The sequence below is a fragment of the Acidovorax sp. LjRoot38 genome (genome assembly GCF_964252975.1).
Lineage (GTDB): Bacteria > Pseudomonadota > Gammaproteobacteria > Burkholderiales > Burkholderiaceae_C > Acidovorax > Acidovorax facilis.
This window is the reverse complement of record NZ_CAXUPT020000007.1, coordinates 24,072-38,028: the sequence shown is the minus strand read 5'-3', so window position 1 is coordinate 38,028 and position 13,957 is coordinate 24,072. Positions and strand designations below refer to the sequence as shown.

The 13,957-nt window shown below is 64.0% G+C and carries 13 protein-coding genes; 6 read left to right on the top strand and 7 right to left on the bottom strand.

Translation table 11 applies throughout. The annotated features are described in order from the left end of the window. The first annotated feature begins 161 nt into the window (after positions 1-161). Both ACSQ22_RS14205 and ACSQ22_RS14200 read left to right on the top strand, forming a co-directional pair. The gene (locus ACSQ22_RS14205) at positions 162-2,051 is read left to right on the top strand and encodes a patatin-like phospholipase family protein (protein ID WP_436130695.1); all 1,890 of its coding nucleotides are present in this window, start codon (positions 162-164) and stop codon (positions 2,049-2,051) included. An 85-nt stretch (positions 2,052-2,136) separates the two neighbouring features. Continuing rightward, complete coding sequence (locus tag ACSQ22_RS14200; RefSeq protein ID WP_218301436.1) at positions 2,137-2,625, top strand: nuclear transport factor 2 family protein; 489 nt, start codon at positions 2,137-2,139, stop codon at positions 2,623-2,625. A gap of 1,086 nt (positions 2,626-3,711) precedes the next feature. Here ACSQ22_RS14200 and ACSQ22_RS14195 read toward each other — a convergent pair. The 6 genes from ACSQ22_RS14195 to ACSQ22_RS14170 all read right to left on the bottom strand — a co-directional run bounded on the left by ACSQ22_RS14195 (position 3,712) and on the right by ACSQ22_RS14170 (position 8,351). Further along, entirely contained in the window at positions 3,712-4,158 is a 447-nt protein-coding gene (locus ACSQ22_RS14195) for a hypothetical protein (protein WP_436130694.1), read from the bottom strand. 100 nt (positions 4,159-4,258) lie between these two features. Next, a complete protein-coding gene (locus ACSQ22_RS14190) occupies positions 4,259-4,657 on the bottom strand; it encodes a DUF7668 domain-containing protein (RefSeq protein WP_436130693.1) in 399 nt (132 codons plus the stop codon). Positions 4,658-4,740: 83 nt separating this feature from the next. After that, positions 4,741-5,196, bottom strand: coding sequence for a hypothetical protein (locus ACSQ22_RS14185; protein ID WP_436130692.1), 456 nt, complete (start codon positions 5,194-5,196; stop codon positions 4,741-4,743). 420 nt (positions 5,197-5,616) lie between these two features. Then, positions 5,617-5,700, bottom strand: coding sequence for an SEC-C metal-binding domain-containing protein (locus ACSQ22_RS14180; protein ID WP_121508317.1), 84 nt, complete (start codon positions 5,698-5,700; stop codon positions 5,617-5,619). A 109-nt stretch (positions 5,701-5,809) separates the two neighbouring features. Further along, on the bottom strand, positions 5,810-7,363 hold the full coding sequence (locus ACSQ22_RS14175; protein WP_436130691.1) for a SulP family inorganic anion transporter: 1,554 nt from the start codon (positions 7,361-7,363) through the stop codon (positions 5,810-5,812). 130 nt (positions 7,364-7,493) lie between these two features. Next, positions 7,494-8,351: a UPF0149 family protein gene (locus tag ACSQ22_RS14170; protein ID WP_436130690.1), complete on the bottom strand. Its 858-nt coding sequence runs from the start codon at positions 8,349-8,351 to the stop codon at positions 7,494-7,496. 216 nt (positions 8,352-8,567) lie between these two features. Here ACSQ22_RS14170 and ACSQ22_RS14165 point away from each other — a divergent pair, with 216 nt between their 5' ends. From ACSQ22_RS14165 to ACSQ22_RS14150, 4 genes are all read left to right on the top strand, one after another. Continuing rightward, on the top strand, positions 8,568-10,310 hold the full coding sequence (locus ACSQ22_RS14165; RefSeq protein ID WP_436130689.1) for an FMN-binding glutamate synthase family protein: 1,743 nt from the start codon (positions 8,568-8,570) through the stop codon (positions 10,308-10,310). Positions 10,311-10,318: 8 nt separating this feature from the next. Continuing rightward, a complete protein-coding gene (locus ACSQ22_RS14160; RefSeq protein ID WP_436130688.1) occupies positions 10,319-11,140 on the top strand; it encodes a hypothetical protein in 822 nt (273 codons plus the stop codon). A gap of 102 nt (positions 11,141-11,242) precedes the next feature. Beyond that, on the top strand, positions 11,243-13,105 hold the full coding sequence (locus ACSQ22_RS14155; protein WP_436130687.1) for an ABC transporter ATP-binding protein/permease: 1,863 nt from the start codon (positions 11,243-11,245) through the stop codon (positions 13,103-13,105). A 90-nt stretch (positions 13,106-13,195) separates the two neighbouring features. Then, positions 13,196-13,624: a GNAT family N-acetyltransferase gene (locus ACSQ22_RS14150; protein ID WP_055402480.1), complete on the top strand. Its 429-nt coding sequence runs from the start codon at positions 13,196-13,198 to the stop codon at positions 13,622-13,624. 66 nt (positions 13,625-13,690) lie between these two features. Here the strand turns inward: ACSQ22_RS14150 and ACSQ22_RS14145 are convergent, their stop codons facing one another. Further along, positions 13,691-13,921, bottom strand: coding sequence for a hypothetical protein (locus ACSQ22_RS14145; RefSeq protein ID WP_147433794.1), 231 nt, complete (start codon positions 13,919-13,921; stop codon positions 13,691-13,693). Positions 13,922-13,957 lie beyond the last annotated feature (36 nt).

Sequence of the window (13,957 nt, the reverse complement as noted above, 5' to 3'; positions counted from 1 at the left end):
CACGCGTTGCCCGGCCACCATGCCTTGCACAGTGCGCACAGGTGCCCTTGCGTTCCTAGAATCCGCCGCTTCGCACGCTGCGGAACCCATCGCAAACACGACGTGTTGGCGAGCCCCCCGCTTTCCGCAGCGCCCCACCGAGCCTTGCCGATTGCGTGACCATGCCCCCCTTTACCGCCACCCAGAACCAACTGCTCACCGAGCACCTGCGCAGCTTTCTGCCAGGCATCGAACCCGAAGCGCTGGAGCTGCTGCGCGCCCAGCTGGAGTGGGTGGAGGTGCCCGGCGGCAGCACGCTGATGGCGCAGGGCGAGCCCGGCGAGTCGATGTACCTCACCGTGAGCGGCCGCCTGCGTGCCTATGTGCGCAGCGATGACGGCAGCATCGGCCCGCAGCGCCGTGTGGCCGATATGGGCCGGGGCCAGGTGATTGGCGAGATCAGCCTGTTCACCGACGCACCGCGCGCCGCCACCGTGGTCGCCGTGCGCGACTCGGTGCTGGTGCGACTGACCAAGGATGTGTTCAAGACCCTGCTGGCCAGCAGCGCCCAGGTGTCGATTGCCCTCACGCGCCAGATCATCCAGCGCCTGCAAACGGGCACCGCCACCCACACGGCCGCACAAGAGCGGCCCGTGGCCATGGGCCTGCTGCCCGTGAGCAACTGCGTGGACCTGCAGGGCTTTGGCCAGAGCCTGGCGCGCCAGCTGGGCACCATCGGCCGCGTGCGTGTGGTCGACTCCGCCACCGTAGACGCAGAGCTGCACGAGCCCGGCATTGCCCAGCGCGAAGGCGCCGATGCCACTGCCAACCGCCGCATCGCCATGCTGCTCGACGAGATCGAGGCCCGCAACGACTTCGTGCTGCTTCTGGCAGACCCCGAGCCCACGCCCTGGACGCGGCGCGTGAGCCGCCACTGCGACGAGTTGCTGCTGCTGGCCGACGCTCAGGCCGAGCCCGCCATCCACCCCATCGAAGAAAACTGCCTGCTGCGCCGCGCGCCCCTGGCCGAGGCCGCCGAGATCCTGGTGCTGCTGCACCCGGAAGGCACGCAGTGCCCGCGTGGCACCCAGCAATGGCTGGACCGCCGCCCCGTGTCCGACCACGTGCATGTGCGCCCCACCCTCGACCGCGACATGGCGCGCCTGGCCCGCATCCAGAGCCGCACCGCCGTCGGCCTGGTGCTGGCGGGCGGCGGTGCGCGCGGCTTTGCGCACCTGGGCATCTACCGCGCGCTGCAGGAGGAAGGCGTGGAGATCGACTGCGTGGGCGGCACCAGCATCGGATCGGTCATGGCCGCGTATGTGGCATCCGACCGGCCGCTGGCGACGGTGATGGCCAACGCCCGAGAGGCGTTTCGCACCAACCCCACGGGAGACTTCAACCTGCTGCCGCTGATGTCGCTCATCAAGGGCCGCCGACTGCGCCACATCCTGCACGAGGCCGTGGGGAGCCTGGTGGGCTTCCCGGCCCAGGTGGAAGACCTGTGGAAGAACTACTACTGCGTGGCCACCAACTACTCGCGCGCCAGCGAACAGGTGGTGCGCCGTGGCAGCCTGGTGAAGTCGCTGCTGGCCAGCATCTCCATCCCCGGTGCATTGCCGCCCGTGGTGCACGAAGGCGACCTGCTGTGCGACGGTGGCACGTTCAACAACTTTCCGGTGGACGTGATGCGCAGCAGCATGCGCGGCGTGGGCACGGTGATCGGCGTGGACCTGAACTTCCGCAAGCCGCGCCGCATCGAGCTGGACGACATCCCCACCAGCTGGGCCCTGCTGCGCGACAAGCTGCGCCCGCGCGCCCAGCGCCGCTACAAGCTGCCCTCGCTGGCCAGCTACCTCATGCAGGTCACCATCCTGTACAGCATGTCGCGCCAGCGCCAGTCGCAGCAGCTCACCGACCTGTACTTCAACCCCCCCATGGACCGCGTCGGCATGCTGCAGTGGAACCGCTTCGAGCAGATCGTGCAGCAGGGGTATGCACATGGCATCCAGGTGCTGGACGGACTGGATGACATCAAGCGCCGGCGCATCGGCGGGCTGCGCACCCGTTGAGAACGCACCACACGGCCCGGTCGCCCAAGCGGCATGCAACAGGCAGGCACCGGTGTAGCATGGGCGCCCTTGAGGAGGAGACCCCATGCACCCCAACGCCCAGACCCTGCAGCGCTTCTACACCGCGTTTGCGCAGCTTGACCACGCCACCATGGCCGCCTGCTATGCGCCCAACGCCACGTTCGACGACGAGGCCTTTTCCCTGAAGGGCCGCGACCAGATCGGCGGCATGTGGCGCATGCTGTGCACCGCCACCAAAAAGCCCGGCGCGGCCGAGCACTGGAAGCTCACGTTCAGCGGTATCGAAGCCGACGCGGCCGGCGGCAAGGCGCACTGGGAGGCGCACTACCTCTTCAGCGCCACGGGGCGCAAGGTGCACAACATCATCGACGGCACCTTCACCTTCACGCCCGACGGGCTGATCGCCACCCACCGCGACCGCTTCAACTTCTGGCGCTGGGCACGGCAGGCGCTGGGGGCGCCAGGGCTGCTGCTGGGCTGGTCGCCATCGCTCAAGCGCAAGGTGCGGAGTACGGCGGCGGGGAATTTGAAGAAGTTTTTGGCGCAGGGGTGAGGGGTGGTGTTGCGGTGACGCAGATCGCTCATTGCATTGGGAACTGCGGCTCTCGGCAAAAAGCAGTCTCTAGCAAATGTGCCCATGGTTCACTTGGCGGGAAGTCTGCTAGAACTGGTGCCTTGCGGCTTGAAATCGTAAGTCGCCCCTACGCCTAATACATTGCAATGAAGCTCACAAAAATCAAATTGCTCCAACGCTGCTGCAAGGCGGCGCTAGCGGTTGCAACGGTGTGCTTTCTGTCGCTTGGGATTCAACCTCTTCTTTTCCCCAACTCATTGAGCAACGTGGCACTGGTAGGTGCCCTTGCGAGCTTCTTCACGGCACTTTTCTTACTCGGTGCCATTGCTTCTGTTAAATGTCCCTCCTGCACAAAGCCTTTTATTGGCTCCACGGTCGAAGATGGTGTCCCGACTGCGTCGCTATTCACTAGAGAATGCAAGTATTGTGGTTTTCCGACTCAGTGCCTGCCATCTTCGGAGAAGTGATTGAGGCTTAGCAACGCGGCCAAAACGGAGGGGTTTCAGCGACCGGTTCGACCGCAGCCGAGCTCTGCCCTCGAAAGTCTGTGCGGAGGCAGTTGGTACAACCGTACCAGCGCTTGGCAACACGCCCGCTATCGGCCAGGAGCGGTCTGTGGCCGCAGATGAAAGCAGACGCTCAACATGAAGGTGACCGGCCGCTGCTGGCGGCCGGGTTGACTGACATGTTAAGCCGTTCAGCCATTGCACAGCGTCCTATGCTGCGACACACGGCCTTGCGCAAGTTCGAGAGCGCAAACGCACCCAGAACCGACTTGTACGAAGACACTGGAGCCGACAACCTGACTTTTCCAGCTGCGTTCTTTTGCCATTCCCGTAATCTCAGTAGTGGAACTTGCCGATCCAAGCGCGGCGCAAGATGCGGCAACCTGCTGCGGTGGGCCCGGCCGGAGCGAAGGAACAATGCCTTCAACAACCGCGTACGCCAAGCCCAGAATACACAAGGCGGCTCCAATGCCCGTTGACCAAGAAAGTTGGCTTTTCATGCGCGATTTAACGATTAAGGCCAGCGGAGGCCGAAGGCCGTCCGTGCTGGGCCGATTTGTTAAGAGGCAATCGGGTGCGCATCAAGAAATGCTTTGATTCGTCCATCTTCTTTTGCCACATGCTCAGCAATGTGAAAAATCTCTGACTTCAACGGGTGCGCAAGGGCTGCCTCGCGCGTCAGGAAGTCTTTCTCAGAGTCGGGGGAAATCCACTGCGACTCTTCAGGTTCTAGCATCGAGAAGCCATTGTGGGTCGACGTTCGGAAGATGAGAAGACCGAAGAAGGCATGATTTGGTCGAGACGTTTCGTCCCCCCAGTCTCCGCCGATCTCGATGCGTGCATTGACCTGAGCTTCTGCATGCCCTTCACACCAAGATGCTTCGTACACCGCATAAGCATCGTTGTCGCGATAGATATAGCCATGAGTTGACTCTATGACCGTACCGCAGCAATCACACTCATGCGACTCTCTAGCTGGCCCCATTTCGATTTCGATGACTGACATTGCTTCTTAACGTTGGCGCTGTGCGGCGCGCAGCCCGCGCCGCGAAGCAGCAACCTGTGGCTGCGTGTCCGCGACGAGCAACCTGTTATGCGGCTTTGTACTAGGGCACATAGACCATATAAACGACGAATTCGAAGCCGCCCTGAGCCTCTGATACCTGAAGGCTCAGCACAAGATCGCTTCTCCCCTCTGAAAGCGACCAAAGATCAATAAGTGCATCCCATCGATCGCCTTGCCAGATGCATACCGAGGAAGCCCACGTTTCTTCCGGCAGCGCAACCAACTCTGCTCCGTAGTCTTGGATGTAACTTTTGATGTGCTCCGCCGTTTTAGTAGAAACCGGAGCCACCCCAGGTATACCAGCATTGAGTTGATAGTCATGGCGCACAAATGCATCAACAACTCTACAAATGACTGGGCGCCAGGCTGTCGGGATAGGAAGCTCCGATTCCGCATCCTTGATTGCCAAAACCACCGGTTCATTCTTATTCGAGTTCACTCACAACGCTTTCGGAAGAGGCATAACGTTTGACATGAGAGGCGCGCCCCGTCTTGCCGGGGCGCGTCCTCTCGATGGAAGCGTTAGGCTGCTACTGCAAGGGCCTGGATGCGGAGCATTGCATCAGAAAACTTCCCATAGATGTCCTCATCGGCGCTGTATTCAACTTGGCGTTCGGAAATGTACTGAGCGGCCGGCAAAAGGGCAGAAAGAATTGGCTTGATTGACGCTGGAGAAGTCTCCAGCCGACGCATGATTAGATTTAGAAAGCTATCGGCGGCCGTTGATGCATCTATGCCATAGTTGACTTCGAACACACGCGGCGACAAGACAAAGTCTCGGTAAGCAAGCATGTAGTACCGGAATGCGATGTCCGGCATGACGCTCAGATCTTCCACTCGGGACAGAAGATCAGTCGTCTCAAACAAGCGAATTGCTTCTCGATACGTCTGACCGCCAAATTTCCTGAATGCATAGTCCAGGTCGAAGTCTCCTGCGATATCGCCCCAGTCCGCAGTGGATGGCGGAGGAAGGTCCATAAGACGCCTAACGTAATTTAGACCGCAAAACCTGCGGGCTAAGCTGTGCCGTGCGGGATATTCTGGACACTGATTTCTCCTGGAGTTGGCTTGTAGCATAGGTTTGCAAGGCATGCCCTGTTTAACCGTCCAGGCATAAAAATTCCGCGAAACCCGACAGGCGTCAACTCGGCAAACTATAGCTTGCCTGTAGGCAGACACCGGGATTTACAACAGCAGCGTGCAACAAGTCAAAGGCAGCCTCCAGGTGGGGCTTCACAACGGCAGCTCAGGGCCCAAAGCACCCTATCACCGTGCTCGGTCAGCGACAGGCAACTACCCACCTTGAACCCCGCCCTCGCATCTGCAACATGGAGCAGTAGAAAAATCAAGCTAAATTGACATCTAGCGCTTATCCAATAATCGCCCGCAGCTATCAAATCAGTAGCCTCCCTCCCCAAACCCCGTAGCACCCTTGTACTTCTTGCCACTGCCGCAATGGCACGGAGCATTGCGGCTGGACATGTGGCGATGCTGTGCACGGCGACAAAAGGGCCGGCAGCCAAGCGCTGGGCCTGCTGGGTGTGCTGCGGGGCTGGTCGCCTTCGCTATAACGCCAGCGGCCCCTCCCCGCTCAACCGACCACCCCTCCTTTCGCACGGGCCGGTGCGACATCGCTTCCCATCCGATCAATCAGCACCGCGCTGGCCTCATTGAGCCCCAGCACCTGCACCGTGCAGCCATGGTGGCGCAAGCGCTCCACCACCTTGTCGAGCGCTGCAACGGCGGTGATGTCCCAGAAGTGGGCGTGCATCACGTCGATGACCACCGCGCGGCCCTCGGCGCCCAGCACGTCGAACGCCTCGATGAACGCATCGGCCGAGGCAAAAAACACCTGGCCGGACACGCGCCAAGTGCGCTGGCCCAAGGCCGTGGCACCAGCGCCATCTGCGTGATCGGCGCCATCCGCATCGTCGTGCACGCGCACCTCCAGCATGTGCGAGACCTTGAACGCAAAGAACACCCCGCTGAGCACCACGCCCACGGCCACGCCAGCCGCCAGGTTGTGGGTGGCGATGGTGACGGCCACGGTGGCCAGCATGGCGGCGCTGGACAGGCGCGGGTGGCGCACCAGGGCGCCGAGCGACTTCCAGTCGAACGTCTCGGCCGACACCATGACCATGATGGCCACCAGCGCAATCACCGGCACCTTGGATACCCAGTCTTTCAGCGCCACCATGAGGATGAGCAAAAACACCCCGGCGAACAACGTGGACAGGCGCCCGCGCCCGCCGTACTTCACGTTGCCCACAGCCTGGCCGATCATTCCGCAGCCCGCAATGCCGCCGAACAGGCTGGCCGCGATGTTGGCCACGCCCAGCCCCGCACATTCGCGGTTCTTGTCGCTGGGGGTGTCGGTCAGCTCATCGACCACTGCGGCGGTGAGCACTGATTCGAGCAGGCCCACCATGGCGATCGCCAGCGCGGGCACCAAGATGATGCGCAGGGTGTCGAGCGACGCGGGCACCTGCGGCAGCGCAAACACAGGCAACGCGTCGGGCAGTCTGCCCAGGTCACCCACCGTGGGCAGGTGCAGCCCCAGCGCCGATGCCAGCACCGTGAGCACCACCACGCAGATCAGCGGTGACGGAATGGCGGTGAGCGCAGGCCATGCCAGCCGCTGGCCCAGCCACGGCAGGCCGTAGATGAGCGCCAGCCCCAACGCCAGCGCCCCCCAGGTGGCCGTGCTGGCGCCGTGCAGGTGCGGCAGTTGCGCGGCAAAGATCAGGATGGCCAGCGCATTGACGAAGCCCGTGCGCACCGAGCTGGACACGAAGCGCATCAACACGCCCAGCTTCATCAGCCCAAACGCCACCTGCACCGCGCCTGCCAGCAGCCCTGCCGCCAGCAGGTAGCCCAGCCCGTGCGACTGCACCAGCGGCGCAGCCACCAGCGCCACCGAGCCTGCCGCCGCCGACACCATCGCAGGCCGCCCGCCGGTGAAGGCGATGACCAGGCTGATGACAAACGAGGCGAAGAGCCCCACCGAAGGGTCCACGCCCGCCACGAAGGAGAAGGCGATGACTTCGGGGATGAGCGCAAACGTGGCCACGGCCCCGGCCAGCAGCTCGCGCGGAATGCTGGGCGCCCATTCGGCGCGCAGACGGGTCAGGGTGGAGGGGTTCATGCGGTGTGCTCTGCAAAAAACAAAGCGCGCCCGAAGGCGCGCTGCGCGGAATTTCAGATCAAAACAGGCTCTAGCGCTTATCCATCATGCGCCAAAAGCTATCCAATCAATAGCAAATTGCCCAACAAAATCAAGCTCCGTGGCACTTCTTGTACTTCTTGCCGCTGCCGCAGTGGCACGGGTCATTGCGCCCCGGCTCGGGCGCCTTGCGCACCGTCTCCACGCGCGGGCCCATGCTCTTCCACAGCTGGCGCAGGTCGTACACGGCCCAGATGGCTTCGCCGAAGGCCTCGACGCGCGCCTGGCTGGTGCTGGGTGGGCCGTCTTCGTCGTACATGCAGACTTCGGGCTTGCCGGTGTCGTCTTCGGTCAGGGCAACGATGCGGTCGAGCGCGTCGTCCAGCCACTTGGCGGCTTCCTTGTCGCGCGGGGCGGCCCAGTCTTCGGGCCAGTTTTCCACCGCAAACATGAAGCCCAGGGCCCACACCTGGCCGAAGGACGGGATCTCCTGGTCGTCGCCCATTTCGGCGCGCTGCTCGTCGGTCAGGCTGGCCACGGCGCCGCGCATGTCCATGGCTTCGGGCTGGAAGGTGCGGTCGTCGTCCAGCGTCTTCACGTCGGTGTCGAGCTGGGTCGCGATTTCGGCCCAGCGGCGGTTCCACAGCTCTAAAAAGCGCGCCTGCTGGGCGGCGTCAGCAAAGGCCGGCAACTGGGGCAGCGGGTCGCCTTCGGCAACATCCAGCTCGGCGCCGTCGCCCAGCAGCATGGGCAGGTACTCGGCCGGGGCGATGGGGCGGCGGCTGCAGATCAGCGCGGTCATGAAACCGTCGCAGAACTCCCACTGCGGGATTTCCTCGCCGCGCGAGCGCAGGTCGTCGAGGATGTTGTCGATCTCTTCCAGCTCTTCAGGGCCCAGTGCGGCGGCCGGGGCGCCCGTGGGGTCATCAAGATCGTCGGTGGAGGGAGTGGGCGATGTGGGTTCGGTCATGGGGGGCTCCGGTCGTCAAGCGAGAAAGCGGGGGCGGTAAAACATTGTTTTACTTTTATGATGCGCAGGCCTTGTGCCGTGGCGCTGGTGTAGCGGCGGAGGTACGGCGACCCGGGGTGGTGCCGGGCCTCAAAAGCGCCTTGCGCAACATGGCAACCCGATAAAAAGGCGGTCAGTGTAGCCCCCTCTCGCACCGCCACCAGAACCAGGACCCCCATGCTCCACCAACTGAACTCCCTGTACCCGGTGCGCTACACGGCCTTTGCGCTGTGCGTTTTCGGGCTGCTGCTGTCGCTGTTTGCGCTGGTGGCTTTTCACGTGGGGTTGCCCGTGGTGCTGGTGTTTGCTGCCCTGGTAGCAGTGGGCGTGTACGACCTGCAGCAGTCGCGCCACGCCATTTTGCGCAACTACCCGGTCATCGGCCACATCCGCTTCATGCTCGAATATGTGCGGCCCGAGGTGCGCCAGTATTTCATCGAGAGCGACAGCGAGGCCGCGCCGTTTTCGCGCGCGCAGCGCTCGCTGGTTTACCAGCGCGCCAAGGGCGACCCGGACAACCGCCCCTTCGGCACGCACCTGGACGTGGGCGCACAGGGCTATGAATGGGTGAACCACTCGCTCGCACCCACACAGCTGCCGTCGCACGACTTTCGCGTGTGGATCGGTGGCAGCCCCGATGCGCCGTCGCCATCGGTATCGCCCTGCACCCAGCCCTACCATGCGAGCGTGTTCAACATCTCGGCCATGAGCTTTGGCGCACTGTCGGCCAATGCGATCCTTGCTTTGAACCAGGGTGCAAAAAAAGGCGGCTTCGCGCACGACACGGGCGAGGGCAGTATCAGCCAACACCACCGCGTGCACGGCGGCGACCTGATTTGGGAAATCGGCTCGGGCTACTTTGGCTGCCGCAACCCCGATGGCACGTTCAGCGAAGAGCGTTTTGCAGCCAGCGCCACCGACCCGCAGGTGAAGATGATCGAGCTCAAGCTCAGCCAGGGCGCCAAGCCGGGCCACGGCGGCGTGCTGCCGGGGGCCAAGGTGACTGCCGAGATCGCCGCTGCGCGCGGGGTGAAGGAGGGCGAAGCCTGCATCTCGCCCGCCAGCCACAGTGCGTTCAGCAACCCGGTGGAAATGATGCAGTTCATCGCGCGGCTGCGCACCCTGTCGGGCGGCAAGCCCACGGGCTTCAAGTTCTGCCTGGGCCACCCGTGGGAGTGGTTTGCCATCGTCAAGGCCATGCTGGTGACCGGCATCACGCCCGATTTCATCGTGGTCGATGGCGCCGAGGGCGGCACGGGCGCGGCACCGGTGGAATTCACCGACCACGTGGGTGCACCGCTGCAAGAGGGCCTGCTGCTGGTGCACAACACGCTGGTGGGCGTGAACCTGCGCGACCGCGTGCGCATTGGCTGCGCGGGCAAGGTGATCAGCGCCTTCGACATCGCTCGCATGATGGCGCTGGGCGCCGACTGGTGCAACGCGGGGCGCGGCTTCATGATGGCGCTGGGCTGCATCCAGGCGCAAAACTGCCACACCGGCCACTGCCCCACGGGCGTGACCACCCAAGACCCGCTGCGCCAGCAGGCCCTGGTGGTGCCCGACAAGGCCACGCGCGTGGCGCAGTTTCACCGCAGCACGCTGCACGCGCTGCAGGAGCTGGTGCAGGCCGCCGGGCTGCGTCACCCCAAGGACATCACGGCCCACCACATCGTGCGCCGCATCAGCGACACCGAGGTGCGCCTGCTGTCCAACCTGATCACGCGCATGCAACCGGGCGCGCTGCTGGGCCCGCTCGACGCGCAGCACAACGTGTTCCGCCTGTACTGGCCCTTGGCCAGCGCGCACAGCTTTCAGGCCAGCGAGCCTGCACTGGAACCCTCCATCCCCCACCATGTCGAGCTGGTGCACGCAGCAGCCGTCGGCACCGCTGCTGCGGTGGCAGGGGATGCCGCCGTATGAACTTGACGATGGACGCATCCGCCCCCACCCACACCACCGCCCCGGACTACGCCGCCTTTTTGCAGCAGCAACTGGCCACCCAGCCCCACAACGTGATGGCCCATGTGCTGGGCCACGAACAGATCTGGATCAAGCGCGCCGGCGCGCCCCACGGCACGGGCCGCTACCGCGCCATGGCCGTGCTGGCCGCCCTGCTGCGGCTGGACGCCCTGCGCCCCGTGCCCAACCCCGGCGGCCCTGCGGCCATTGCCACCGAAGTGCAGCGCCTGCGTGACCTGGCCGCGCGCGGCATCCGCGTGCCCGTGGTGCTGGCCGCCTTGCCCCATGGTTTTGCCATGCTCCACCTGGGCCACACGGGGGAAGAGATTCATTCGCTGGGCAACGAGATCGACCATGCCGTGCAGGCGGGCGACACGGCCACCGTGCTGGCGCTGTGGCAGCAAGGGCTGGACACGCTGGCCCAGGTGCACCGCCAAGGCACGTGCCTGAGCCAGGCCTTTGCGCGCAACATGGTGCGCTGCCCCGATGGCGAAGTGGCCTGCATCGACTTTGAGGACGACCCCGCCGCCGTGTTGCCCCTGGCGGTGTGCCATGTGCGCGATGCGCTGTGTTACGCGCACTCCACCGCGATCTACCTGCACACCAGCGGCACGCTGACCGAGGGGCGCGAGCGCTGGGCGGCGTGGGTGGCGCAGGAGAGCGCGGAGATGCGGGCGGTGCTGGCGACCAGTGTCCGGCGGATGGGGTGGATGGGGCTTTTGCCGGCAAGCCGCAGGCTGGGGCGGGATTTGCAGCGGGTGCGGGCGGCGTACGAGTTGCTCAGCAGATGAAACGCGGCCGCTCCTATCAAGCTGTGGTTGTCCGCTGACAGCGCCAAGCGCCCTCATCGCCTATCGTTCAGGTGGAGCTTCCTCCAGCCCTCCCTTCTTTCCATGCCACTACCCGCCGCTGCCAGCCCAGCCGCCCCTGAGCCCACGCCCTTGCCCACCACCTCCGACAAGACCCGCCGCAGCCGACCGCCCACCCTGTCGCGGGCTGCCTGGAAGCAGTTCATGGGCGTGGCGCGGCCCTACTGGGCAGGCGATAAGAAGCGCACCGCCTGGGGCCTGATGGCACTGTTGATCGCCCTCATGGTGTGCGAGACCCAGCTGGCCGTCATGCTGATCGACAAGACGGGGGAGATGACATCGGCCCTGGCGGCCAAGCAGGCCGACCGCTTCTGGATCGCGGTGCGCACCAGCCTTGTTGTACTGGCATTCGCGGTGCCGGTGTACGCCTTTTATTACTACATGCGCGACGCGTTCTCCAACCACTGGCGGCGCTGGCTCACCCACCGCTTCCTGGATGGCTATCTGAGCGAACGCAAGTACTACGAGATCGGCGCGGGCGGCGACATCGACAACCCCGACCAGCGCATCAGCGAAGACATCAACACCTTCACCAGCCGGTCCACGCACTTCCTGCTGATTTTCATCGGTTCGCTGATGCAGCTGGTGGCGTTCAGCGCGGTGTTGTGGTCCATCTCCAAGACGCTGGTGGCTTTTTTGGCGGTGTATGCCCTGCTGGGCACCTTCGGGGCGCTGTACCTTTTTGGCGCGCCGCTGATCCGGCTGAACTTCTGGCAGATCCGCCGCGAGGCAGACTTCCGGTTCGGGCTGATGCGGCTGCGCGAAAACGCCGAATCCATCGCCTTCTACCGGGGCGAACCCCAGGAGCGCGTGCAGATCGACCACCGGTTTGAGGCTGCGTTTACCAACTTCGCCCGGCTCATCAAAAAGCAGCTCTCGCTCAACCTGTACCAGCGTTCTTTCAGCCAGCTCACCTTGATCCTGCCCAGCATCCTCCTGGCCAATGCGGTGCTGTCGGGCGAGCTGGAGGTGGGCCGGGCCATCCAGGCGGCAGGCGCATTTGCCGCCGTGCTGGGCGCCATCTCGCTGATCGTGGACAACTTCGAGAGCCTGAGCCGGTTTGTGGCGGGCATCGACCGGCTCCATACCCTGTCGCAGGTCGTGCTCAAAACCCCTGCCGCGCCCACCCCCTGGGCCGAGCCCGCCCCAGCAGGTCAGCCTGCGGACGATGCGACGCCCGCGACCAACGCCCATGCCCCCTCCGAGCCCCCACCGCAAATCACCACCCGCATCGGCGACACACTGGCCATCGAAGGGCTCTCGCTTTACACCCCCCACTTCGGCCGCCTACTCGTGGCCGACCTCTCGCTGCAGCTACAGCCCGGCGACGCGCTGCTCATCACCGGCCCGAGCGGCTGCGGCAAAAGCTCGCTCTTGCGTGCCATTGCCGGCCTGTGGCACACGGGCAGCGGCACCGTGCAGCACCCGCCCCTGGAAGACATGTTCTTCCTGCCCCAGCGCCCCTACATGCAGATTGACACACTGCGCAGCCAGATCATCTACCCGAGCAAGCAGACGGCGCTGAGCGACGAACGCCTGCTGGAGCTGCTGCAGGAGGTGCACCTCGAATCACTGTCCGAGCGTGTGGATGGGCTCAACGCGTCCTACGACTGGGAGAAACTGCTGTCCGTTGGCGAGCAACAGCGCCTGGCCTTTGCCCGCGTGCTGGCGCGCCAGCCCAGCATCGTCATCCTGGATGAAGCCACCAGCGCGCTGGACAGCGCCAACGAAACCGCCCTCTACGAACGCCTGCGCGCCAGCGGAACCACCCTCATCAGCATCGCCCACCGCCCCGCCGTGCTCAAACACCACACGCACGTGCTGGAGTTCAAGGGCGAAGGGGCTTGGGAGCTGCACGCGGCAGCGGACTTCAGATTTGATAGCTGAGCGCGGCGGCTCAAGCGACGGCGGGGCAGCTTCGCCCGATGAGAGCAGGTCGGGTTACGCTTCACCAATCCGGCCTACATGACTTCCGCAATGACCGACTTTGAGATCTACACACCCACAGCAGAAGAAGTTCACTCCGGCGTCTTAGGCCGTCGGATGCGGCAATTCAACTACGGGTTCGTCGGTGAGTACGGCCAGTCCCAGCCGGTGTGGGTGAGCGCGCGTGACGCGCAGGGCGAATTGGTGGGCGGGCTGCGCGGATTCGTGTTTTTGGAGTGGCTGAACGTGGAACTGCTGTTTGTGGACGAAGCCGCCCGGCACCATGGAGTGGGCCGCAACCTGCTGGCCACGGCAGAACAGAAAGCCCGCAACCTGGGCGCGCACAGCGTGACGCTGAACACCTTTGAGTGGCAGGCGCGCGAGTTCTATCTTAAACAGGGCTATGAGGAGTTTGGGCACATCGACAACTACATCCAGGGATTTCAGCTGGTGTATTTGAAGAAGGTTTTGACGTCCTGATTTCCAGGGCTTGGATTGCCAACGTGGCAGGTCCGACTGCGCCCACCCATCCCACCAAACTTACGATCAACTTCCCAGCAGCATTTCGTACCTTGGCGTGTCTGACAACGGATCTGCAGACAGCACCAGCCCCTCAAAAAAATGGTGATCCTGGTCAGCCAGCAGGTGCGCGGCCTCTTGGTGCAAAAGGAACAGCACCTCTGCATAGGTTGGGTTGTGGTCCCTGCGAATCTGAACCGTAGCGCTCAATTCGGTCCAAACGCCACCGTTATCCCGAACCCAGTACGCATAGGTCACGTCCAACGTCCTGCCCGGAAACTGCCTCTGGAGCTC